General features: G+C 63.4%; 22 protein-coding genes. 3 read left to right on the top strand and 19 right to left on the bottom strand.

Features of this window, described 5'->3' with window-relative positions; translation table 11 throughout:
* Positions 1 to 5 precede the first annotated feature (5 nt).
* The 4 genes from VGN93_RS14180 to VGN93_RS14195 form a co-directional block, all read right to left on the bottom strand.
* Positions 6 to 1,823, bottom strand: coding sequence for a hypothetical protein (locus tag VGN93_RS14180; protein WP_327507977.1), 1,818 nt, complete (start codon positions 1,821 to 1,823; stop codon positions 6 to 8).
* The gene (locus tag VGN93_RS14185) at positions 1,813 to 2,970 is read right to left on the bottom strand and encodes a tyrosine-type recombinase/integrase (protein WP_327507978.1); all 1,158 of its coding nucleotides are present in this window, start codon (positions 2,968 to 2,970) and stop codon (positions 1,813 to 1,815) included. The genes VGN93_RS14180 and VGN93_RS14185 overlap by 11 nt, the downstream gene beginning before the upstream one ends.
* Positions 2,971 to 3,339: 369 nt before the next feature.
* Entirely contained in the window at positions 3,340 to 3,663 is a 324-nt protein-coding gene (locus tag VGN93_RS14190; RefSeq protein WP_327507979.1) for a DUF736 domain-containing protein, read from the bottom strand.
* Between the two features lie 713 nt (positions 3,664 to 4,376).
* Complete coding sequence (locus VGN93_RS14195) at positions 4,377 to 4,910, bottom strand: hypothetical protein (protein WP_319324507.1); 534 nt, start codon at positions 4,908 to 4,910, stop codon at positions 4,377 to 4,379.
* Between the two features lie 226 nt (positions 4,911 to 5,136).
* Here VGN93_RS14195 and VGN93_RS14200 point away from each other — a divergent pair, with 226 nt between their 5' ends.
* Complete coding sequence (locus VGN93_RS14200; RefSeq protein ID WP_319324509.1) at positions 5,137 to 5,574, top strand: VOC family protein; 438 nt, start codon at positions 5,137 to 5,139, stop codon at positions 5,572 to 5,574.
* Positions 5,575 to 5,607: 33 nt separating this feature from the next.
* Here VGN93_RS14200 and VGN93_RS14205 read toward each other — a convergent pair whose 3' ends face one another.
* From VGN93_RS14205 to VGN93_RS14245, 9 genes are all read right to left on the bottom strand, one after another.
* Positions 5,608 to 6,003 carry a type II toxin-antitoxin system VapC family toxin gene (locus VGN93_RS14205; protein ID WP_319324511.1) on the bottom strand — a complete coding sequence of 132 codons (396 nt, stop codon included), beginning with the start codon at positions 6,001 to 6,003 and terminating at the stop codon, positions 5,608 to 5,610.
* Positions 6,000 to 6,266 carry an antitoxin of toxin-antitoxin stability system gene (locus tag VGN93_RS14210; RefSeq protein WP_319324512.1) on the bottom strand — a complete coding sequence of 89 codons (267 nt, stop codon included), beginning with the start codon at positions 6,264 to 6,266 and terminating at the stop codon, positions 6,000 to 6,002. Before VGN93_RS14210 ends, VGN93_RS14205 begins: the two co-directional genes overlap by 4 nt.
* An 85-nt stretch (positions 6,267 to 6,351) precedes the next feature.
* Positions 6,352 to 7,293: a DUF2493 domain-containing protein gene (locus VGN93_RS14215; protein WP_319324514.1), complete on the bottom strand. Its 942-nt coding sequence runs from the start codon at positions 7,291 to 7,293 to the stop codon at positions 6,352 to 6,354.
* 326 nt (positions 7,294 to 7,619) lie between these two features.
* Positions 7,620 to 8,654: a DUF7146 domain-containing protein gene (locus VGN93_RS14220; RefSeq protein ID WP_319324515.1), complete on the bottom strand. Its 1,035-nt coding sequence runs from the start codon at positions 8,652 to 8,654 to the stop codon at positions 7,620 to 7,622.
* A gap of 12 nt (positions 8,655 to 8,666) precedes the next feature.
* Positions 8,667 to 13,103 carry a strawberry notch-like NTP hydrolase domain-containing protein gene (locus tag VGN93_RS14225; RefSeq protein WP_319324516.1) on the bottom strand — a complete coding sequence of 1,479 codons (4,437 nt, stop codon included), beginning with the start codon at positions 13,101 to 13,103 and terminating at the stop codon, positions 8,667 to 8,669.
* A gap of 8 nt (positions 13,104 to 13,111) precedes the next feature.
* Positions 13,112 to 13,531, bottom strand: a complete 420-nt coding sequence (locus VGN93_RS14230) for a hypothetical protein (RefSeq protein WP_319324518.1) — start codon at positions 13,529 to 13,531, stop codon at positions 13,112 to 13,114.
* Between the two features lie 262 nt (positions 13,532 to 13,793).
* Positions 13,794 to 14,198 (bottom strand): hypothetical protein, encoded by a 405-nt coding sequence (locus VGN93_RS14235; protein WP_319324519.1) that lies wholly within the window; start codon positions 14,196 to 14,198, stop codon positions 13,794 to 13,796.
* Positions 14,182 to 14,496 carry a DUF6117 family protein gene (locus VGN93_RS14240; protein ID WP_319324521.1) on the bottom strand — a complete coding sequence of 105 codons (315 nt, stop codon included), beginning with the start codon at positions 14,494 to 14,496 and terminating at the stop codon, positions 14,182 to 14,184. The genes VGN93_RS14235 and VGN93_RS14240 overlap by 17 nt, the downstream gene beginning before the upstream one ends.
* Before the next feature lie 65 nt (positions 14,497 to 14,561).
* Positions 14,562 to 14,762, bottom strand: coding sequence for a hypothetical protein (locus tag VGN93_RS14245; RefSeq protein ID WP_319324523.1), 201 nt, complete (start codon positions 14,760 to 14,762; stop codon positions 14,562 to 14,564).
* Between the two features lie 287 nt (positions 14,763 to 15,049).
* Between VGN93_RS14245 and VGN93_RS14250 the strand changes: the two genes are divergently transcribed.
* Both VGN93_RS14250 and VGN93_RS14255 read left to right on the top strand, forming a co-directional pair.
* Positions 15,050 to 16,240: a DUF1173 domain-containing protein gene (locus tag VGN93_RS14250; RefSeq protein WP_327507980.1), complete on the top strand. Its 1,191-nt coding sequence runs from the start codon at positions 15,050 to 15,052 to the stop codon at positions 16,238 to 16,240.
* A gap of 90 nt (positions 16,241 to 16,330) precedes the next feature.
* Positions 16,331 to 16,540: a hypothetical protein gene (locus VGN93_RS14255; RefSeq protein ID WP_319324527.1), complete on the top strand. Its 210-nt coding sequence runs from the start codon at positions 16,331 to 16,333 to the stop codon at positions 16,538 to 16,540.
* 5 nt (positions 16,541 to 16,545) lie between these two features.
* Here the strand turns inward: VGN93_RS14255 and VGN93_RS14260 are convergent, their stop codons facing one another.
* From VGN93_RS14260 to VGN93_RS14285, 6 genes are all read right to left on the bottom strand, one after another.
* The gene (locus VGN93_RS14260; RefSeq protein ID WP_319324528.1) at positions 16,546 to 16,947 is read right to left on the bottom strand and encodes a hypothetical protein; all 402 of its coding nucleotides are present in this window, start codon (positions 16,945 to 16,947) and stop codon (positions 16,546 to 16,548) included.
* Between the two features lie 171 nt (positions 16,948 to 17,118).
* Positions 17,119 to 17,523 (bottom strand): hypothetical protein, encoded by a 405-nt coding sequence (locus tag VGN93_RS14265; protein ID WP_319324529.1) that lies wholly within the window; start codon positions 17,521 to 17,523, stop codon positions 17,119 to 17,121.
* Positions 17,524 to 17,600: 77 nt separating this feature from the next.
* Positions 17,601 to 18,791, bottom strand: coding sequence for a DUF932 domain-containing protein (locus VGN93_RS14270; protein WP_319324531.1), 1,191 nt, complete (start codon positions 18,789 to 18,791; stop codon positions 17,601 to 17,603).
* Positions 18,792 to 18,891: 100 nt separating this feature from the next.
* Complete coding sequence (locus VGN93_RS14275; protein ID WP_319324532.1) at positions 18,892 to 19,293, bottom strand: antirestriction protein; 402 nt, start codon at positions 19,291 to 19,293, stop codon at positions 18,892 to 18,894.
* The gene (locus VGN93_RS14280) at positions 19,293 to 19,772 is read right to left on the bottom strand and encodes a hypothetical protein (RefSeq protein ID WP_319324533.1); all 480 of its coding nucleotides are present in this window, start codon (positions 19,770 to 19,772) and stop codon (positions 19,293 to 19,295) included. The genes VGN93_RS14275 and VGN93_RS14280 overlap by 1 nt, the downstream gene beginning before the upstream one ends.
* Positions 19,773 to 19,847: 75 nt before the next feature.
* Positions 19,848 to 21,992, bottom strand: coding sequence for a ParB/RepB/Spo0J family partition protein (locus VGN93_RS14285; protein WP_327507981.1), 2,145 nt, complete (start codon positions 21,990 to 21,992; stop codon positions 19,848 to 19,850).
* Positions 21,993 to 22,056 lie beyond the last annotated feature (64 nt).

Genomic DNA, 22,056 nt, shown 5'->3' on the forward strand with positions numbered 1-22,056 from the left:
TGACGTCACTCCGGATCCGGCAAGGGCGGAAGTGTTGCGATCATGCGCTCGGCCTCCTCGCGCATTTCGACGGGAAAGTCCGGCAGGATTTCTTCTTTGAGAATGCGATAGCTGGGAGCGTAAATTGATCGCCAACGCTCGGCATCGAGCCGATCGCGGGCGATCTCCAGCTTACGCATCACTTGTAGAATGCGGGCCAGATGTCGGGTGTCTATCGGAATAACGAGGCCGGGACAGCTGAGACAGCTCATAAAACCTGGGCACAGGCGACCCTGGGCGGATCCGGGAGCCTTGCCGGCCATCGGATTGATGCAGATGTGGCTGAACGCTTCGGCTGCACCCTCATTGCTGTTCCCGATATGACCGTCGATATTTTGCTCGACACCCTGGACCTCTGGGCGCATTACGATCCACCCGATCATTCGATGCTGGAGGCTCGCGATTGTCTTCTCATACATGCGTTGTGTTTCGGGGCCGCGAACATAGAGGTCTGTCGTACTGGCTTGCGCATGATTGAGCAGCGCCTGGACCACACGGATATCACCGCCGGCCACCTTATAGTGCTCGGTGGCGACGCTGCCGCGGAACAGAACAGGAGCGAAGGGCCGCATCGGTGAACGAAGCTGCTCGGGGTGAGCGGCATTCCAGGCGGTTATGCTTTGATTGGAACGAGCAATAAACCTGCGAATACCCGCATCCAGCGTCTGACTGCCAATTACACCCACTCCCTTCGGGCGGTTACCTCTGATCAAAAAGAGGCGGTCGCGCTCAGCAGGTGGAGCATGGGTAACGAGCGGAGCGCTCATCGCCAACACTTTCTCGACGAGATTGGGCACGGAATATCGCCGCCGCTTGTCAAAGGTCCGGCGCTGCGCACGGCGCATGGCATTCCCCGCTCGGGGCTTGGCCCAATCGACGATGATCCGATGAGGGTCGAGTGGATGCGAAGCCAGGCAATCGCGTTCTATGTTTCGAAGGGAATCCGGATTGGCCGCCGTTTGAATGGCGATGGCCAAAAAGAACGGGACCAGGGTATCGACCGTCAGATGCAGGTATTGCGCCAGCATCCGACTGCCACCATGGCGCCTTATCGGCATATGTGACCGCCGTCCTGGGGCACGATCGTACCACGGCATTATCCCACCACCCGCACGACCCTTTTCGACCAATAGCGTCTCCAGATCCCGGCGATCATCAATTACCCCATCAGGGTCTGTTTCGAGGATTGCGCGTCCTTCCTCGAAGCGAGCCCACGCGATGTCGATTTCGGCATAGCAGGCTCGTAGGATTGCCTTCAGCTCATGCGCTGGAAGTCGGCGCGGAACTGGCGTCCCGTGACGCCCCGGGAAAGGATTGGCCGGGAACTGCAATTGTTCTGGCATGAGATGGGCGCGATTTCGCATCGCCCACTCAAGCATGATCTTTATAGGCAAGTAGCGGCCGTGCCGTGTCGATATTCCCCAGGCATTGCCCTTTGGCGATCTCTGTCGATCAAGCCACGCGACATAGCGACCGACGGCGGCGGTCGTAAGTGTCGCAATCTCAGCGATTGAACCATCTTCAGCAGCGAAGCGGGCAAATGTACGAAGCGATTTCCAGTACCCTTTCCGGGTCGCCGTGGCGGCGCTCGCGAATGATGCGCGGAAAGCGTCAGCAAAGAGCATCGTAAGATCGACCGATAAGCCAAGCCGATTGAGGTCGAACATCTGTGCGACGCCACCCCACTCATCACGGAAGGCAATCATGGCGCCGCTTGAGATCGCCTTCCCGGCAGCCGAGGCAACCGCCAGGCGCCGGTCGATATGTGGCAGCTCAGACCGCATCGGGAATGACCTCGCCGTAAAGATATTCGATGCTCTCGGCGATTTCTCGATGATGCAGATCGACACAGCGCAGGTAGATGGACGTTGTCTGGATCGAGCTGTGACCGAGGAGTATCTGCAGCACTTTGAGCGGGTTGATCTCAGGCTTTCCAGCGGCGATCTGTTGAAGGCGGGCAAGCATTGTCGTGGCGAACGTATGACGAAGCCAGTGCAAACTGCCATCAATTTTTGCTGCTTCGAAGGCGGCGGCGAACACTGCGCTAAGGTGCGCTCGTGTCACGGCACCTCCATGCCTGTTCAGGAACAGGAATTCGCGGGGGGCATAAGCCGGAGACTTGCGCTGTTGAGCTCGAACCAGAGCGGCTCTCTCCTCACCGGCATACCAGTTCGTGCGATCCACAAGACGGATCGGTGGATAAATTGTCCGGGGTCGACCGCCCTTCGTTATCGCAAGGGGTACGCCGATCAGCGGGTGATCAGCAGCATCAATCCCCTTGCTTTCGGGCAATTGCGCGACCGTCAAGGCGCACAGCTCCATCCGCCGCATACCGGTACAGACTGCCCATTCAGCCATCAATCTATAGGGCATGGAAAGGTGATTGAACAATCGCGCGAGCTGATCGGCTCGAAGGGCACGCGGCAACTTTTCGAATTCAGCTACGGTCAGAATATTCGCGTTGGTCACCGCTGACCGGGTATTGGTATGGGCCAGGAGAGACTGCTTGCGCCCCGAAGTAATCCGTAAATCGATCATCCGGAATGGTAAGTGCATCACCCAACCGCGGGGATGCGCCCAATTATAAAACCGGCAAATGGAGCGAATACGGTCATTGATCGTGGAGCGCGCATATGGCCTGCCGGTATGGGGACTGGGCTGTTCCAGCATACGATTGCGGTAGGCGGCAATCATTTCCTCGTCGACAAGCCTCCAATCGAGACCGGACTGTTCCAGACTGTCGAACCAATCGTATAAGTGTTCCGCGTAGGTCCGCACCGTGTCTGAAGAGTGCGAACGGCCTGGGACGGTGGCCAGCTCCAGAAGATGGGCGAAGGCTGCCTCGATAATTTCCATGCGGCCGGACATCAGAATGGGGAACCCGGCAGGAATACCGGTCTGTCCTTTCGCCGCAGGAATAATCATCGCCATGGTCTTTATCCCTATGTGCGGACCGGCCTATCGTGCCCGCGTTGACCACAGGCACCTCCCGCGCATCGCTGCGTCGGACTCGTGTGGTCACTCCGCGATGCGCGGGCCCCTCCTGTGGACACCGTGCAAGCTCAGCAAACATGGAGGCATGCTGCATGACTATCGCTACTGTAACGAGACAATCAGGACAGTTCTGAGGATACATTCTAACCACGCGGTTTTGACGCGCGCCGCTTCGTCATGGCAGACTTGGCTTTCTGAGCAGACAGACCTTCCTCTCGTGGGGCACCATGACATGCGCGCCGCTTCGCGATCGTGGCTGGAAGCACGCGAGGAAGCCGGCCCCTTGCGGGGCCGGTTCGGCTCGGCTCACTCCGGGTTGTTCCAGAGGAGCACCTTCCTGCCGTCTTCGCCGCCCGGCGCGGGGGCGAGGTTCCCGAAGATGACGCCGATCTCGGGGGCTTCCATCCTGATCGAGACGTATTCTGCCCCGCTGCGCGGCGAGATGCGGTTCCAGCCCGCGCCGATCTCGAACCCGGTGCGCTTGTTGATGACGCGGTAGTCCGGGGCGTCCTCGCGGGACTTGTGGGCGTTGGGGAGGACGGCGATCGGGGCATTGACGCGGAGCGTGGCGAAGACGCCTTCCATCGAGCCATCGGCCTTGGTGGTGAGGTTTGCGATCGTGGATGCCATGGTAGTTCTCCTTCGGTTCCATCGGGACCGTTCCCGATGTCGGCAAAGGAGAGGGCTGACCTGCTGCGGTCAGCTCGGCGGAAAATTTTGCAAAATTCGATTTGCCGCCAAAGCGGACAAACCGAAATCGAATTTTGCAAAAATTTCTGTCGAGTCTTACCCCTTCAGGGGTTGGCCGCAAAAGCAGGCAGTCCTCTACAAAGTCGGCATCAATGGGAACGGGCCGGGTGGGACCGGAGGCGATGCCTGCCCTGGCGTCCCGACTTGCAGCCTCTCCTCCAGCGCGACGACACCCTCGTGGATGCGCCTTTGCCTATCGATCTGCCCGCCATTGCCCTCGCCGCCCCTTCCCGCACGACCACCCAGCGAGGGCGCTCCGGGCTGCCGATGTCGTCGCAAGCGCCCGGCGTTCGCCGGCGCGGGTTGGGACTGGGATGAGATGTGCCCAGCGGGTCCGGTATGCCGCGTCCCAGATGGAAGTCCCCGAGATCTACACGATCTTCGACATCGGTTCTGGCTGCCGCACCGGGGGGGCGGAGACAGCAAGATGACGATCTATCTGCGCACGACACCGGCGTGTTCGAGCGGACTGGCCCCGCAAGGGGCCGGCTTCCTTACGGGCGGCGGAAAGCCACGGGGATCGTCGCGCCAAATGTCAGTGTGCAGTCGGCCGGGGCCGCGGCAGGCACGACGCCCGCCGACCAGGCGCTTCATTACCCGCTGGCGAGGATGCGCTCGTCGTCAGTCATGCGGGCATCGACCTGCCGCCGGACGTCCCTGCCAGCACCGCGCAGCATTTCGTGCCAATCGGGAAGGCTTCGGAGCGTGAGCTGCATGCTGCGGCTCGTGTCGTAAACGACGCAAGGCGAGCCGGCTGCCGCAAGCCGCAGCATGTTGAGGCAGGTTCCCGGCGAAGCGCCATCCCAGACCATCAGCCCGTAATCGGCGCGCCGCGCCATCTCGCGGTCTTTCTCCGCATGAAAGGCGTAGCCATTTGCGCCGTCCGGCGCGGGCCGGTGATAGGCCGGCCAGTCGCCGAGATTGTTGCGCGGCTCGCTGCCGGCATGGAAGACGCCGACATGCTCATAACCATAGCCCGCGAGCAGGCTCTGCGCCTCCGCATCCGCTCCGGGCGCATCGCCGACCAACACGCCATGCTCGGCGGCGATCATCGCGCCGATGCGCGCTATCGCCGGTTCCGGCAGCTCGAATATGTCGCGTGATCCGCCTACGAATATCATCGCCATGGTCGCTCTCCTTTTTCTACCAACAGACCTCCCCCTCCCGGCCCGCCTCTCCTCTCCGAGCGATGGGATCGTCTCCGAAAACGAGCCGGCGAAGCCGGCTCGGGGAGCGCCGGAACGGCGCCAGCAGGGAGCGGTTGGCGCTCGACCTCCGGTGGCCCGCGCCTCGCGCGTCGTTGGCCGACCCGGCAACACCGTGTAAGCTGGAATGAAACGAGGGGAGGTCGTGATGACGCTGAAGAGGATGGATAATATCGGAATCGTCGTCGAGGATCTCGACGCGGCGGTCGATTTCTTCCGCATACTCGGCCTCGAACTCGAAGGCCGGGCCATGATCGAAGGGGAATGGGCCGGACGGGTCACGGGCCTTGGCGACCAACAGGTCGAAGTCGCGATGATGCGTACACCCGATGGTCACAGCCGGCTCGAACTGTCCCGCTTTCTGAGGCCGGCTGTTGTCTCGGACCATCGGGCCGCCCCAGTCAACGCGCTCGGCTACCTCCGCGCCATGTTCACCGTCGACGACATCCACGAGACGCTTGAAACGCTCCGGGCCTATGGCGCGGAGCTGGTCGGCGACGTCGTGGACTACAAGGACGTCTATCGTCTCTGCTATATCCGCGGTCCCGAAGGGCTACTCATCGGGCTCGCCCAGGAACTAGGTTGAGTCCTCGACCACCCGCACCGGCCGTGGGGACGGTCAGACGGTAGAGTCCGAGCACGTCAGGAACGGAACGCCATAAAGCGGCACGTTTTGATCTTCCGAAACGAAATGCGCATCCTCGGCGAGCGCCTGCGCCATGAGGAGGTGGTCGAAGGGATCGCGATGGTGAACCGGCAGCGCGGCCAACGCAATCAAATGGGCATCGGTGATGTCGAGGCGCTGAAACCCCTGATCCGGGAGGATGCCAAGGATTTCCTCGATATCCGCATCGAGCTTGCCGATGCGCAGCTTCACGGTGATTTCCCAAAGGGAAACCGCGCTGACAAGGACGTCGTTCGCGGGATCGCCGATCAAGCCGCGTGCGCGGCTCCCCAGCTTCTCGTCGTCATTCAACCACCACAGCAGTGCGTGGGTATCGAGCAGAAGCCTCACGGCCCATCTTCCATTGCCTTCAGGACGTCCGCAGGCAGAGCGTCGAAATCATCGGCAAGCTTGATCTTGCCGCGCAGGGCGCCCGGCTTGCGGATTGCGACATCGGAGGATGGCGGCCCGATCTCCGCAACGACCTTGTGATGGGAGGTCAGGACAAAGCGTTGCCCTTCCTCGACCTGGCGCAGGAAGGATGTCAGGTTGCCGCGAAACTCCCGCACGCCGACGCGGCGGGGGGAAGATATGTTGGGTCGAGGTTCAGCCATTGCGTCGCTCCATTTCCGAGGAAATGTGTACACAATTCCTCGGAAATGCAAGGCTTGAGATCAATCGCGTGAAGAAAACGGCGCTTCACGCGCCATCTCCTTTCAGTTCCCAGACCGTGATGCCGAAGCGGCGGGCCTTGTCGCGAAGATTTTCGGTGATGCCGGAACCGGGGAAGACGATGACGCCCGCCGGCATCACGGAAAGCATCTCGTCGTTGCGGCGGAACGGGGCGGCTTTCGCGTGGCGGTTCCAATTCGGCTTGAAGGCGATCTGCGTCACGCCGCGGGCTTCGGCCCAGCAGGCCGCGATGCGTTCAGCGCCCTTCGGCGAACCGCCGTGCAGCAGCACCATGTCGGCGTGCTTGGTAAGCGCCTTGTCGAGTGCGGCCCAGATCCGCTCGTGATCGTTGTAGTCCAGGCCGCCGCCGAAGGCGATCTTGGTGCCGGCCGGGATCAGAACCTCGGTCTCGGCGCGGCGGCGGGCGGAGAGGAAATCCCTGGAGTCGATCATCGCCGCGGTCATGTTGGCGTGATTGACCTTGGAGCCGGTGCGCGGCCGCCACGTCGAGCCGGTCTGGGCCTCGAAGAGGTCGGACGCATAGTCGCGCATGAACTCGAAGGCGTTGCGGCGTTCGAGGAGGGAGATGCCCTCCATGATATGACGTTCGAGCTCGACGCTTCTGACCTCCGAGCCGTCCTGCTCCTTCTGCCCATTCCTCTGGGCGTCCTCATTGCGCTGCAGCTCCCGCTGGATGCGCTCGCCCGCGCGGTGGAAGAGATTGACCGTCGACCAGAGCATGTCTTCGAGATCGGGTTCCAGGCGCGTGTCGCCGAGCATCTCGAACATGGCGTCGAACATCGCGGTGAGTGCGGACTGGACGACCGGCTCCTCCGGCAGGGGACGCGGGTCCGGCTCGTCCTGGAAAGGGCGATAGCCGTAGACCTGCATCTCGTAGATGACCCGGTCGGTCGGGGACGATGCGTGGTGGGTTTCGGTAGCGGCATCGATGGGAAGCTGGACGTTCATGGCGATCTCCGTCGGTTGGGGCCGCGCCTCTCGCGGCCTGACGGCGATCCCTTTCCAACCGGCGGGCGGGCCGGAACCGTGGCGCTCGCGCCGCGGCCCAGCGCAGCGCCGGGCCGCCGGGGACAGGTTTTTTGCTCCGCGAGGAGCGCCGGCGAAGCCGGCGCGGGGAAAAAACCTGGCCTCCGGCGGTTGGAGGCCCGAACGCCTGATGGTAAGGGTCGCCTCTCGGCAGGCCCGCAGGCGCGCTCATCCCGAACGGCGACCGGCAGGCCCGGCCCTCCCCTCCCGCCGCCACCGGTCCGCCTCAACCTCCCATCACGGCCTCATCACGACGGCAGGAAGACTTCGGCATCATCAGGGGCGAGCTGCGCCCTGAGGCTCGCGATCAGCCGGCTCGGATCAAGCCGCAGATCGTCGTTGAAGTCGCCGAGTTCAGGGGCGAGCACCAGCGGTAGGATCCCGCGGGCCTGCGCCCGGCGGCTCAATCGCTCGATACCGTTCCGACCGGCGGCGTCCGCGTCCGCGGCGATATAGAGGCGCACGCATCCGGGCGGCAGTTCGAAGGCGGCGAGGTGATTGGCCGTCAACGCCGCGGCCATCGGCATCGCCGGCATGACGTGCGAGAGCGACAGGATGCTTTCGAGGCCCTCGCCGGCTACCATGACCGGTACGGGGTCGCGGACGGGAAAGTCGAAGCGCACCGCATTGCCGAGCAGGCCACCGAGCGCGCGGCGGGGATCGTCGACCTGCGCCTTCCCGCCACCGTCGGGATCGAGCCAGGTGCGATGCACGCCGGTGATCGTGCCGCCAGCATCGGTCACGGCTGCGATCAGCGCAGGGAAGCTGCTCGTCCGGCCCGTCACAAGATCGCGATAGTAGCAGGAGGGATGATAGCGAAGCGCAGGATGCAGGGATGCGCGCAGGATGCCGCGCTGGCGGAGATAGCTGTCCGCCAAAGTCCCCGCCAATGGCTGCGTCATGCGAAACAGGCGCTGCGCGCGCTCGTCTGCCGGTCTTTCGACCGGCGGTTCGGTCCGGGCGTCGCCCCTGCGGTGCGCCGCCGGGTCGGGTTGCGGAAGGCTGAGGAACCGGCGTGCCTCATCCGCAACGTCGCGGAAGTCGATGAGCCCGCTGGTCTCGCGCACGAGATCGAGCAGGTCGCCATATTCGCCCGTCGCTCCGTCCGCCCACCGGCCCGCACGGGGGCCGGTGAGATGGACATAGAGCGATTTACCCTTGTTGTTGGCGGTGTCGCCGACGATCCAGTAATTGCCGGCCCTGCGGCCGGCGGAGAGATAGTGCCGGCAGACCGCCTCGGCATCGCGCGCGAGCCGGTTCGCCAGTTCGGAGGCCGAAAGCATGGCAATCCTCCTTCAGTGCCGGCTGACGACATCGAGCAAGCGATGGCGCTGCATCAGGCGCGAAAGGATCGCGGAGCCCTCATCGGTCACCGGGACGAAGAAGCGCAGCTTCCAGGCGATCATCTCGGAAAAGAGGCCGATGGAGCGCAACCAGTCGCGCATGCCGTCGGTGAAGCCGGTCAATTCGACGCGGTTGTCGTTCATGACCCGCACGCGGCGGAGCGTCATCTCGCCGGCAAGGCTGATGATCGAGGAGCCATCGACCACCGATCTCCATGCCTGCTCCGCGTCGAGGACCTCGCTCCGGTCTATGCCGAAATTGTTGCACAGCCGGGAGAGACCGGCCGGCGCGATCACGCGGCCGACGATGCGCTCGCCATCGTCGGTCTGCAGGCGATAGACCCGGCAATAGTCCTGCGGCAGCAGTTTCCAGATCGGCAGCAACAGGCCCGAGACGACATGCAAGATCGAGATGGAGAATTCCGGCACGGCGGCGACCTCGGTATTCCAGGCAGCGGCGAAGACCTGTTCGTCTGCCTCCTCCCAGTTCGTCTCTTCGAGTTGCCGTGTTTCGAAGCGCTGTTCGTCCATCGGGCGGATCAGCGCCACGCGCGGCTGCAGCGAGCCGTCATCGAGCATGATGGAGCGCGTCGGAGCCATGACCGCCGCACGTTCGGACTTGCCGTTGATCATGAGCTTCGCACGCGGATCCCGCGCCACCAGATGAAGGGCGTCTTTGAGCGACATCGGCCGATTGCGGTCCATGCGCTCGATGGTCAGCAGGTGCGACTGCGCGCCGGTGACCGGATGGGTGTAGACCAGTTTGCGATCCTTGAGCCTCATGCGATCGGCGGTCAGCGTCTCCAGGCCCTTGTCATAGACACCCGCTGCAATGGCGCCTTCGATCCGGGCCGCCAGGAGGTCCTCGAAGGCCTCGAACAGGACGTTCTGCATGGCGATGGTCAGCGCCAGCATGCGATTGAGGAAGGTGTGGATCGGCGGCAACTCATCCTTCAGCCCGCCCTCCTCGTCGGAAAGGGAAAGGCCGGTGATGGATTCGAAAGTCTCCAGCGAGCAACCCGACACCTCGCCGCGGTGGACGCGTTTGTAGAATTGCCGCAAGGCATCGCGGGCGTACCGGGATTCGAGATTGTCTTCGCTGCGAAACATGCCCTGCCCGCCGGTCTGGCGCTGGCCGCGGGTGATCGCGCCGAGGGTGTCGAGCCGCCGGGCGATCGTCGACAGGAAGCGGCGCTCGGCCTTGACGTCGGTCGCGACCATCCGGAATTTCGGGGGCTGGGCCTGGTTTGTGCGGTGACTGCGGCCGAGGCCCTGGATCGCCACATCGGCGCGCCAGCCGGCTTCGAGCAGATTGTGAAAGCGCTGGCGCCGGTTCTTCGCACCGAGGTCTGCATGGTAGGAGCGCCCCGTGCCGCCCGCTTCCGAGAAGACAAGGATTGGCTTCTGGTCGTCCATGAATGCGCGCGTCTCATCGAGATTGGCGCTACCCGGCCGGCTCTCGACGGCGAAGCGCGCAAAGGCGCCGTCACCATCGCGGCGAACGATGCGGCGGGAACGACCGGTGATCTCGGCGATTATGTCCGTCCCGAAATGCTGCACAAGCTGGTCGAGCGCGGTCGGGATCGCCGGCAGGCTGCCGAGTTTCTCCAGCAATTCGTCACGGCGGGCGACAGCCTCCCTGCAGAGGATCGGATTGCCCTCGGCATCATAAACGGGCCGGGAGAGGAGATTGCCCTCGTCGTCCGTATATTCCTCGAAGAGCTGGGTTGGGAAAGAATTCATCAGGTACTCCGCGACGATCTCGCGCGGGGTGACGTCGACCTGGATATCGGACCACTCTTCGGTCGGGATATCGGCGAGCCGACGTTCGGTTATCGCTTGTCCCGTCGAGATAAGCTGGACAATAGCGGCATGGCCGTCCGCCACGTCCTGGTTGATCGTGCCGATCAGCGTCGGGGTCTTCATGCTCGTCAAAAGGTGATTGAAGAAGCGCTGCTTCGTGCTCTCGAAGGCGGACCGCGCCGCGGCTTTGGCGTTCTTGTTGAGCGTGCCGCTTGATGAGGTGATGCAGCAAGCTTCCAACGCTTGGTCCAAGCGATTGTGGATCACCTGATAGGCTTCGGCATAGGAATCGTAGATGCGGACCTGCTCATCGGTCAGCGTATGTTCGAGGAACTCGTATTCGACACCCTCGAACGACAACGAGCGAGAGGCATAGAGGCCCATGGCCTTGAGGTCGCGGGCGAGCACCTCCATGGTCGCGACGCCGCCATCTTCGACGGCGGCAATGAACTCGCTGCGCGTGGCGAAGGGGAAGTCTGCGCTGCCCCACAGACCGAGCCGCTCCGCATAGGCAAGCGACTCGACCTCGGATGCGCCGGTTGCCGAAACATAGACAACACGGGCATCGGGCAAGGCGCGCTGAAGGCGCAGGCCGGCGCGGCCCTGCTGCGAAGCCGCCTTGTCACCGCGGTCGGATTTGCCGCCGGCGGCATTGGCCATGGAATGCCCCTCGTCAAAGATCACGACACCGTCGAAATCGTCACCCAGCCAGTCGACGATCTGCTGGACGCGGGAGCGCTTGCCCTCACGCTCGTCGGTGCGCAGCGTGGCAAAGGTGCAGAAGAGAACGCCCTCGTCGAGCTTGATCGGCTTGCCCTGCCGGAAGCGCGATAGCGGCGTGACGAGCAGCTTCTCCTGGCCGAGCGCGCTCCAGTCGCGCTGCGCATCCTCGATCAGGGTCTCGGATTTTGAGATCCAGACATGCCGCCGGCGGCCCTTTAGCCAATTGTCGAGAATGATGCCTGCGGCCTGCCGACCCTTCCCGGCTCCGGTGCCATCGCCGAGGAACCATCCGCGACGATATCGCACCGCGCCTTCGGTGTCCGGGCTGACGGCTGTGAGATTGTCGAAGGAGGCATCGACCTTCCAGGAACCCGCGAGGTGGCCCGAATGCGCCTCGCCGGCATAGATCACGCTTTCGAGTTGGGCGTCCGAAAGATCGCCGGTGGTGATCACGTTCCTGGGGAGGTGGGGCCGATAGCTGGGATTGGGCGGCGCGACCGACGCCATGGCGACGGATTCCACCAGCTTATCAGGATGCGGCTTGGCGTCCGGGATGCGGATTGCCCGCAACTCATAGGGCTCGTAGATACCATCGGCGACATCCACACGCGCCGACGGCGCCGCGCCGCGCAGCTCGTAGGCGAGTTCGACGATCTCGTCATGTGCAGGCGCGGGGACCACGGCCGCCCGGGTCGGGGCGCGGGAAGAGAGTGCGGGGCTCGACCGCATTCCTGCGACCGCGGCGGGGCGCAGTGTTTCGGCAGCCTTTCGCGCAGCCATTTTCGCGGCGCAGGCGCGCAGAATCCCGTTGGACAGCGCGCCGATGGAGTTGGATGCAGTCGACGGAGAGCGAGGCGGCAAGCCCGAGATCCAGGACAGCAATATGGTGAGGTTGGGTGCGACACCGCAACTCTCGACCAGCTTCGTCGGATCGGCCGCCGCAATCTTGTCGATGACCGTCAGCCGCGTTTCCATCGTCGTGCCGTGACGGGTAAAGACGCTGCCCGCGATCGCGGCGCTGAACGCGACCGTACCACGTTCCTGCAAGCGAACGAAGGCGTCACGCCATTTCGGATTGTCGGGAGAAAGGCTGGAACCGGTGATGGCGACCAGGCGGCCGCCGGGCGCAAGGCGGGCGAAAGCCGAGGTGAGATGCCGCCACGCCGCATCGGCCATGCGGCCCTCGACATGCACCCCCGCCGAGAACGGCGGGTTCATCAGCACGACGGTGGGCCGGGCGACGGGATCGAGATAGTCGTCGAGATGGGCCGCGTCGTGGTGCGTGACCGATGTTCCGGGAAACAAATGTTCAAGGAGGGAGTGTCGGACCGGCGCATATTCGTTGAGGACGAGGCGTGCGTGCGCGAGCTCGCCGAAGATCGCCATGAGGCCGGTCCCGGCGGACGGCTCGAGCAGGACGTCGTCCGCCATGATCGAGGCGGCCCGCGCCGCGACATAGGCAAGCTCGACGGGCGTGGAAAACTGCTGGAGCCGCTGGGTTTCCTCCGACCGGCGCGTGTGCGTCGGGTTGAGCGCCGCGATCCTGGTCAGGATGGAAAGCGCCGCCTCCGGCGACTTCGTCCGGGCGGAAATGGCCGAGCCGAATTTGCGAAGGAACAGCACCTGGGCGACTTCGGTCGCCTCGTAGGCATCCTTCCACGACCAAAATCCTTCGGCGTCCGAACCGCCGGATTCAGTGGTCAGGACGGCGCGCAGGTGGGCCGATGTGATGGGCTGACCAGCTTCGAGAAGCGGCAGGAGCGCACCCCCGGCTGCAAAGATGTTGCCTGCGCGGCTGCGTTGTTCGGGCATGCGGGGCTTGCTGGCAAACGGGTTCATGGCGAAAGAGGAAGGAGCGTTCATGGGAAACCTCATCGAGAGCGGGAAAGAGCCGGCCGCCGGGCGCTCTCCAAGCCCGCCAGGCCACCCCTTTCCGGCCCCTCTCTCCCTCTGGGCGGCGCTGGCGGCGGCGCCCGGCCTTCAGCCGGCGCGAGCTTGAGGTTTCCAAACGCCGCGACGCCGGCGACCGAGACCTCGTGGAGCACAGCCTTGCCGCCGGCGGCGATCCACGCTGCGGCTTCGCCGGCGGACAGTTGTTGGACGTGGACGAAGTTTCGTTCGGCGCAGCGGCGCTGGCGATCGAAGGCGTCACGATCCTCGAAGGCGTAGAGCGTGTCGCCCGGTCCGTCCCAATAGACGATGGCGAAACACACGGGCACGACGACTTCGGACCGGAAGTTGAGGAAGACCGGCGTGGCGATAGGTGGGCAGGCAAGGACAGACAGGCTCATGTTGCTCTCCGGAAATGTGGAAAGGCCCGGCGCTCCTTTCGGAGCACCGGGCCCAGACCGCTGACAAACCCCTGATCCACCTTCTCAAGGCCCAAGATTCACGGAACGTCTCTGAATCGAAAAGAGAACAGATCGGAATCAAAGCGGCGTCGGCAACGGCAGGAAGGACTTTGTCAGCAGTCTGAGGCCCGGCGCTCCTTTCGGAGCACCGGGCCGTGGATGGGAAAAGACGGCGGGATGGACAGGCCTTCGCCCGCGGCAATCAGGTCCGGCCGGCGACCGCTGGCTCGACAAAAATCTCGTAGCTATTAGCTTCGAGCAGCTTCAGAATGCGGCCGTGGACGGCGACGCACTCGTTGATCCAGTTGCGATCGAGCTTCGTGTGCCGGCCGACGCGGCCGGCCGGCACATAGACGATCGTGAAATGTGGATACTCGCTGCCGTCAGGGGCGCGATGGATAACCGGCCCTTCGACGGCGATTACGATGCCGCCCGAACCGTAGGAGGTCCGCACCGCCATGCCTGGACGCACGAGCGCCGGGACATCGGGAGCACCTGGCGGCGTCAGCCGATAGCGGCCGGGATCGTGCTCGCCGAGGTCGGCCGAGTAAAGGGAATGGGCGAGATGCCGTCGTGCGACCGGTCGCGATTTACGTCGGGTTTCCATGGCCGCCTCGCTTGTTGTCGGCAGCCGTCGAGGTCTCGTCCGAACTCGCGTCGCTCCCGCTCAGAAATCCACCGGCATTGCCGGGGTTCGGAGGAAGGTAGGCGTTGTACGGATTGCCGTCCGCGAGGTGACCAAACGGCGTGAACACATAGTCGCCATCGGCGCGCCCGACCGCACAGAGAACGAAACGGGTTTCCTCGGTGCGGGTATCTAGGCACTCCATGAGCGCGAGATTGCCGTCCTGGGCGGCGCGAAGCAGCGTCCCAAAATTGGCTCGGGCATATTCGGGTATCGCCATGGTCTCCTCCTGAAGCGAAAAGCCCGGCTGTCGCCGGGCGATGGGATGGAAAGGATTGAGGTGGTTCAAAACCGGAAGGCGTTGGCGAGGTCGCGCTGGTCGGCGCGGTACTCGGCGAGCATCGAGCGATAGAGGCGCTTGCGCGCGGCGCGGAAGGCGGGGTCATACCGCATCTGACGGTCGAATTGGAAGGCAGCGGCGCGGACAACGTGGCGCCAGCCGGCGTCGGCCCGGATGCGCAGGCGTCTATAGAGAAGGTCGTTCATGGGGGTTTCCTCGGAGCGCGGGGGAGAAGCCCGATCCGATAGGCGCTCTCTCCAAGATCAGCCGGGCCGATCGGCCCGCAGCCTCCCTCTTCCCCGCAGCCGCTGGCACCTCCCCGCCTCGGCATTTCCGATTTCCGCCGTGCGTGACGGGAGGAGGGTCGGATTGCAACGATCCCTTTCCGTCGGCCCTTAAACGGATCGGCCAGCCCGGCACTTTTACTCACTAATTTTAGATAGTAAAAACTGGGATCGCGATGTAACCTCGATCGGAGCAAGGGAGAGCGACGGTGCGGAAATTCATCATTGGCGAGCAGACATGCGATGAAACCTCGCCGGACCTTCGAGCGGTTCTATCGGATGCCTACGAGCAGCGGATGCGGCCTCTGTGCATGTGCAAGGATCCGGCGGTCGCCATGTATATCGCGCGGATAGACGATCAGTTCGTGGTCAAACGGATGCCCCTTTCAGGGCGTGAGCACGATCCGGCCTGCCCTTCCTATGAGCCGCCTTACGAGCTCTCCGGTCTGGGACCCTTGATCGGAAGCGCTATCCAGATCGATGCCAGCGGCAAAGCCGAGTTGAAGCTGGATTTCTCGTTGACGAAACGCGGGCCTCGGGCAGCGCCTGCCGCGCCGACAGAAGCTTCCGAGCCGGGAATCCGCAGCGAACCCCGCAAACTGTCGCTGAAGGCGATGCTCCACTATCTCTGGGAGGCGGGCGAATTGACCGAGTGGCGGTCGGCCTGGGCCGGGCGGCGGGGGTGGGGGCGGGTTCGCTCCAGCCTTCTCAATGCCGCCTCGCAGATGTCGGCGAGAGGCGGCCCCTTGAGCGAGATGCTCTATGTGCCGGAAGTGTTTCAGGCAGACGACAGGGATGGCATTGCCGCCAGGCGCGCGGCGGCGCTGAAGGGTGTGCAAGCGGCGGGAGGGGGAACGCGCAAGCTGATGATGATCGTCGCCGAGGTGAAGGAGTTTTCCCCGGCCCGCGAAGGCCAGAAGATCGTCGTGCGGCATATGCCCTTCCCGCTGATGGTCGACGATGGCGCATGGCGACGGCTCGCGGCCCACTACGAGATCGAACTCGAACTGTGGCGATCGAACGAGGCGTTTCACCTGATCGCCATCGCCACCTTCGGGATCTCCACCGCGGGCATCGCATCGGTCGAAGAGGTCGCGTTGATGGTTGTCAACGAGCACTGGCTGCCCTTCGAGGACATTCATGACCTGCGACTTCTGGAGAAACTCGGGCATCTGAAGCGGAAGATCGTCAAGGGGCTGCGGTTCAACCTGCCGCGCGCCGCGCCGATCGTTTCGGTGACCCTCCCGGAACAGAAGCCGGCCCCCGTCGCGATGTTCATTGTTCCCCCTACGGTCGACGACGAATACGACCGCGCCCTCGCCGACATGATCGCAGCGCGGCCGGAGATCACCCCCTGGATCTGGCGGGTGGCGGACGGCGAGATTCCGCGGCTTCCGTAATACGGGATACCGCGCCATAAGCCGTTGACAGGTCCCGGCGAATAACAACACCTGCTGCATCAATGTCCATCGCCTGCTCAGCGGAACATCATGAAATCTGAGAAGAAGCCGTTCGTCGTCGAGTTCAAGAACCGCCGTCGCCTCACCCGGAAAGAGACCTCGATCTGGGGACGGATCGACCTGAAAGGCGCTGGCGACGAGATTGCGGCAGAGCAGACTGCCACGGAAGCTGCCCACGGTATCGACATACGCCTTCCTGAGACGCCGCCGGTACAGGACGTCGCCGAGATCGGCGTCTGACCAGGTCATCGGCCGGTGTTTGATGCGGCCAGAGCAGCGGCCGCAACATCCTGTCGCCGACGTATGACCGCCGCTATGACGCTTTCGAGGAAATCCTCAGGTTCGCCCTCACGATGGGGTCCGTCCTCCGACCAGACGAGCGTTCCAACAACTGCCGGAACGAAGTCGAAATCGAAAGTGAAGCCGCCCTCCTCAAGGGCACCGGAAAGGGCGGCGTAGACATCCTGCACGAGGGGCACGATCTCCAGGACGCATAAGCGCATGGCCTGCCAACCGGCGCCGTCCCATAGCTTCGACATCTGGACGATGCCATCGGGAACAGCACGTCTGTCCTCGTGCAGGCCTCGGAAATACAGCATGGCTTCCCAGATGCAGAGAGCCGCCTCGGCCTCCCCGACCGTGAGCAAACGGTGTCCGCTAGACGCCGGCGTCCCAGACGACGAGGCAGGCAATGGGCCTGGAAGCGACAGGCCGCGATCCTGCAATCGGAAACGGGCCAGGATATCATCGCTGGTGGCGTGATGAATGGCCTTGGCAGTGATCAGCGAGACGCTGGCGCTGTAGGTCTCGAAACGCTGTCACGGATGGTTCATCCATTGGATCACCGTGACCTCCGACAGGGTCGGCGACCGCGAGACGATATCCTGGATGATGAACGGCCACGGGAACGCGCTGAGATCGATATCAACAGTCGCGTCCATATCGTCCGCACTTGACGGCGCCGGTAGAAGCGCGAGGACGCGGCTTGCTATGAAGGTGTTGAGCGCGCTCTCCGCCTGCGACGCCGAGGCTCGGAACGCTTCGCGCAGCGGCTTGCGCTTCACGCTGATCGTATTGTTGGAACCCACATCGCTGAAGAGGACAAGGCCGACATCGGCCTCGCTGCATTCGAGCACATGCGTAAGAACAAGCTTTTCCAGCGGCGTGAAGTCGGCGAGCGGGATTGGCGGGTGGATATAGATCCTGGTTTCGAGCTTGGTCATGGGATTGCCTTTCGGTGAAGACGGAAAACCCGGCGCCATGGTCGGGTTGGTCAACGAATGTCGGGTGGGGTGAGCGATCAGGCCGCACTTTCGAGCAACTTCCGCGCCTTGCCTTCGATTTCCAGCCGCGTGTCCTGATGGGCTTTCCCGCGCGCCAAGGCGGTGATGCCCTGCACGAAATCGAAAATGGACTCCGGCGGCCGTCCCTCTTCCGACAGCACCGTCTCGATGATCTTGCCCGTCTCGGCCTTCGAGAAGCCGCGCTTGCGCAGGAAATCGGAACGGTCCTCCTCGTTGCGGGCGACGACCCGCGCACGAGCAGCGCGAATGCCGGAAATGAAGGGTGCGGGGGAGGAGTTGGCAAAATTCAACAGCGCGGGCGCGGCTTCATGCGCGAAACGCTGGGCCGCAAACTTCGAGTGCCGGATGGTGATTTCCTGAAAGTCTTCCGTGCCCCACAGATTCCGATTGGCGCAGACCGCTCGCAGGTAGAAGCTTGCAATTCCAAGCGTTTTCGATCCGACCTCGGAATTCCAAGCATAAAACCCGCGGAAATAGAGGTCCGGCTCACCGTTCGGGAGGCGACCGGCCTCGATCGGATGGGTATCGTCGACGAGGAACAGGAACACGTCCCTATCGCTGGCATAGAGCGTCGTCGTATCCTTGGTGATGTCGACGAACGGGTTGTGGGTCATGGTCGACCAGTCCAGTACGCCAGGCACCTTCCACATCGTGTCGCCGACGCCATCACCGGCGATGCTCATCACCGCGGCGACAAGGTCCTTGTCCCAGATGCGGCCGTATTCGGGACCGGTCACCGCCCGAAGCTCGACACGCCCGTCATCCATCTCCAGCGTTTTGACCATCTCGGCGCTGTGGTTGAGAAGGCCGTGCTGGAGGTTGATCGCGGCAAGCGGGGCCGGCAACTGGCGCATATAGCTCGCCGGCGCGCCCACGAGGCTGCAGAGCTGTCCGTAGCTCCAGTGGGTCGGCGCCAACGGCACGCGGCTGCCGGGGACGATGAGGGAGAGGCGTTCGGCATTGTCGCGGGTCGCCTCGACGCGGATATCGGCACTTTCGACGGTGCGAACGCGGGCGCGCTCGGCCCGCTCACTGACCGCGCGGTGAAGATCGGACAGCGAGAGGAAGCGCTCGTCGTCGGGACGCGAGAACCATTCCGACGACACGCGGCCGATGCGCTCGCCGCGGGAGATGTCGACCTTGAAACCGGCGGATACAGGGGATGGACTGGGGATCATGGTGTTCATGTTGATTGCTCCTGAAACGAAAGGGCCCGGCCGGCGCTATCGCGCCAACCGGGCCGGCGGGGTGGAAGGGGAAGGAGATCAGACGGGACGGTGAGGCCGCTTAGTCGATCGCGCGGAAAATCTCGGAGGCTTCGGGATGATCCGCCAGGCGCTCGTGGCCTTCTACGAGTCGTTCGGTCTCGAACTGAAATGACAGGTGGGAGAAGGTGAACATCGTTGCGATGATGCCGGCGGCCTCGGCGGAGACCTCGCCCTGGAAGCACGTGACATCACCCGTAATTCGGAATCGTGTCTCCGATATCGGAGCGAGGAAAAGCGGCTTGTTCTCGTACTCGTAGAAATCCCAGGATCCTCCACGATAATCGAGCGGACTCAGTCTCTCCATCCAGGCATAGACAGCATTCTCTGCGACGATCAGGTGTGAACCACCGAAAAGGGCAGGCAGAAAATTCTGACGGGCGTTGTCAGGGACGATCAAGGCGCGAGGAGTATCGTTCAACATTACGCCATCCTCCCTTCCACCAAGTCAGCCGCGACCTCGTCTGCTGTCACTTCCTCGAATACGGAATCGGGATACCGAATTCCCTCGACCATGGCCCAATGCTCCGCCTCGGCGCGGTTGCTCGCGAGATAGACAAGCTCAGCGTCGCGACCTGGTCGGTCAAAGACCCGAACAGAGCCAATCGGCGGCCGTTCAACGATCGTGAACTGAAGCGGGTAGTCGATATGGAAGGTGTAGGCAGAACTGTTGGCCACCACGCCCGCTTCGGTGAAATCGCCTTTCAAGATGGTTATTGCTGGGCACAATCCCGGATCTCCGCTGCCCCGCTCACCCTGCGTTCTGACCAAGCGGCCGCGATTGTTGTGGAATAGCCACTCAGGGTGCAGGGTGGAGGTGCGTTTCGGCGGACGCCGCGTACCGTCGGTCCAGGCAATCAGGGAGCCGATTGGCGCGCGTTCGTAGATGGTCATGAAAGACATGTTCGTCTCCGAGGTTCGATAAATAGAAAGGCCCGGCGCGATGGCCGGGCCTTCGATCATTGGTGGTTCGAGGAATTATTCCGCGGCCTCGAGATGCCCGCCCTTGTCGTCATCGGCATCGAAGGCCGTCTGCTCGCCATCCAGATCTTCGGTCAGGAAGGCAGGCAGCACGACGTCGCCGGCTTCGACGTCCTCACCGTCGACGGTCACCGCATCGTTCGCCTCCGAAGTCCCAACCTCCTCGGCGATTTCATCGGCGGAATAGCGCAGCACTTCGGGGAGCCACCCGCTGCCGTCGAGCAACCGAGCTGCCTCGCGCGCCATATCCGGCTTCTTGAGGTGATCGATAAGCTGCGCGGACTGGTCGCCCTTTGCTTCGCGAACGGCCTGCAGGATGTGCGCCTTGGTAACGCGACCGAGATAGTTGTCGACGGTCGGCGTCCAGCCCGCACTCACCATGCCGAACCCGATCGATTGGGCCAGCTGCACGGCATGCTGGTTTTCCTTGGTCCGCCGGTTCCATTGCTGGATCGTGGCGTTCAGCGACATCGACGCGCAATGCGCAAACAGCGCCATCCGGCTGTCATGATCAAGCGCGATCAGGTAGGCCCAAACCGCATCGGCGTCGCCGGGAAGGTCGTGCCCCCAGTTCTCCTGGCGCTGTTCGATTTCCTTCGCCCAGACCGTGTCGGAAAGGCCCTGCGTCTTGGTCGAGACCGAATGCTGCACCGTGATTTCCAGGCAAGACGCCGAGCGGAAGTGATAGAAGGTGTTCAGCACAAGCAGGTGCAGCACGGTGATGAAGGCCATCATCGGCTCATTGGCGAGCGCATTCCTGAGCGCAAGCGTGCGGGCCGCGGTCAGGTCCTCTATGAGCCGTTCCGACAGCGGCCGGACTTTGCCGTCGTCTTCATCCGGCTCCTCGACACCAACGGGCGTGCCGTTGACAGTCGCACCGCCTTCCGCCGAGGCGATGGACTCGTCGCCGGCATCGCCATTTTGCTCGACGCCATCGCTTTCCTCCGCGTCGACGACAGGCTCGTCTTCGGGTCGGACATAACCGCGTTCGATCTTCAGTTCGCCATTGGCGGCCAGCGAGATGAAGACGCCACCGCGAGCGATGTCATCCGGATCGAAGAGGTGAGGCCGGCCGTTCAGCGCATCCAACGCGTCGCCGAGCTCTTCGAGCCGCGCTTCGGTTTCCTCGGAATAGTCTTCGGCGGCGGCATAGTCGGCGTCGAGCTTGTCGTATTCCGCCTTCACGGCATCATGGCGAGCGAGTTCCTCCTCGCTCCATTCGGCCTGCTTGCCATAGAAGCGGCGGAGACCGGAGGTATGGCCGTAATGAAAATCGATGGCCGCATCGACCCACTTCCAGCCTTCCTCCGCCTTCAGCGCCTCGGCATCGGCGGTCAGCTTCTCCAGCACCAGCTGCTCGAGCAGCGCCGGGTCCTGGAGCCACCCGCCATTGTCCTGCTCGAAAAGGTCGCGCATGACTGCGCCGCCGGCAACCTCGTAGGCCTCGATACCGACGTAGACGGCGCGGCGATCCGTTGCGCGGACCCCCGTCTCGGTGAGTAGCCGGCGGATGTAGTAAGGTTCCGGGTTCTGCGCCCGTGAAACCGTTTCCCAGACCTGCTCCTGGCGGGCATGGTCCTTGGTGATGGAGAATGCCATTACCTGGGCGAGCCTCATTTCGTCGTCACCATAGAGTTGGAGCAGGCGCGGCGAGACCGAGGCGAGCCGCAGGCGCTGCTTCACTGTCGCAACCGAGATGTGGAAGCGGGCAGCGATTTCCTCTTCGTCGAGCCCCTCCTCGCGCAGGACCATCATCGCACGGAACTCGTCGAGCGGATGCAGGTCGATGCGCTTGGTGTTTTCGGCAAGAGAATCTTCGGCTTCCAGGGTTTCGCCTGCACTGACGATGCAAGGGATGGCCGCGGCTTTCGAAAGCTGCTTGCGGTCGACGAGCAGCTTCAGGGCACGGTAGCGGCGGCCGCCGGCGGGGATGCGGTAGATGCCGGTCTCCTTGCCCTCGGCGTCGAGTTCGGCGCGGACATTGAGGCTGGTCAGCAACCCGCGGCGGGCGATGTCGTCGGCAAGCTCTTCGATCGAGACCCCGGCCTTTGTCTTACGTACGTTCTGCTGGCTGAGGACGAGCTTGTTAAAGGGAATGTCGCGCCCGACGTTGAGCGCGATTTTCTGAATGGCCTGTGCCATGTCGTTTCTCCGCGGCGGACCGGCCGGAGCCTCTCTCCAGCCACCTCAATCCGCCACGAAACCC

It is taken from the genome of Shinella sp. (genome assembly GCF_035998705.1).
Lineage (GTDB): Bacteria > Pseudomonadota > Alphaproteobacteria > Rhizobiales > Rhizobiaceae > Shinella.

Coding starts and splice junctions, on each gene's coding strand:
- VGN93_RS14180 (WP_327507977.1), bottom strand. CDS start 1,823: ATGCGGTCTGAGCTGCCACATATCGACCGGCGCCTGGCGGTTGCCTCG.
- VGN93_RS14185 (WP_327507978.1), bottom strand. CDS start 2,970: ATGGCGATGATTATTCCTGCGGCGAAAGGACAGACCGGTATTCCTGCC.
- VGN93_RS14190 (WP_327507979.1), bottom strand. CDS start 3,663: ATGGCATCCACGATCGCAAACCTCACCACCAAGGCCGATGGCTCGATG.
- VGN93_RS14195 (WP_319324507.1), bottom strand. CDS start 4,910: ATGGCGATGATATTCGTAGGCGGATCACGCGACATATTCGAGCTGCCG.
- VGN93_RS14200 (WP_319324509.1), top strand. CDS start 5,137: ATGACGCTGAAGAGGATGGATAATATCGGAATCGTCGTCGAGGATCTC.
- VGN93_RS14210 (WP_319324512.1), bottom strand. CDS start 6,266: ATGGCTGAACCTCGACCCAACATATCTTCCCCCCGCCGCGTCGGCGTG.
- VGN93_RS14215 (WP_319324514.1), bottom strand. CDS start 7,293: ATGAACGTCCAGCTTCCCATCGATGCCGCTACCGAAACCCACCACGCA.
- VGN93_RS14220 (WP_319324515.1), bottom strand. CDS start 8,654: ATGCTTTCGGCCTCCGAACTGGCGAACCGGCTCGCGCGCGATGCCGAG.
- VGN93_RS14225 (WP_319324516.1), bottom strand. CDS start 13,103: ATGAACGCTCCTTCCTCTTTCGCCATGAACCCGTTTGCCAGCAAGCCC.
- VGN93_RS14230 (WP_319324518.1), bottom strand. CDS start 13,531: ATGAGCCTGTCTGTCCTTGCCTGCCCACCTATCGCCACGCCGGTCTTC.
- VGN93_RS14235 (WP_319324519.1), bottom strand. CDS start 14,198: ATGGAAACCCGACGTAAATCGCGACCGGTCGCACGACGGCATCTCGCC.
- VGN93_RS14240 (WP_319324521.1), bottom strand. CDS start 14,496: ATGGCGATACCCGAATATGCCCGAGCCAATTTTGGGACGCTGCTTCGC.
- VGN93_RS14245 (WP_319324523.1), bottom strand. CDS start 14,762: ATGAACGACCTTCTCTATAGACGCCTGCGCATCCGGGCCGACGCCGGC.
- VGN93_RS14255 (WP_319324527.1), top strand. CDS start 16,331: ATGAAATCTGAGAAGAAGCCGTTCGTCGTCGAGTTCAAGAACCGCCGT.
- VGN93_RS14265 (WP_319324529.1), bottom strand. CDS start 17,523: ATGACCAAGCTCGAAACCAGGATCTATATCCACCCGCCAATCCCGCTC.
- VGN93_RS14270 (WP_319324531.1), bottom strand. CDS start 18,791: ATGAACACCATGATCCCCAGTCCATCCCCTGTATCCGCCGGTTTCAAG.
- VGN93_RS14275 (WP_319324532.1), bottom strand. CDS start 19,293: ATGTTGAACGATACTCCTCGCGCCTTGATCGTCCCTGACAACGCCCGT.
- VGN93_RS14280 (WP_319324533.1), bottom strand. CDS start 19,772: ATGTCTTTCATGACCATCTACGAACGCGCGCCAATCGGCTCCCTGATT.
- VGN93_RS14285 (WP_327507981.1), bottom strand. CDS start 21,992: ATGGCACAGGCCATTCAGAAAATCGCGCTCAACGTCGGGCGCGACATT.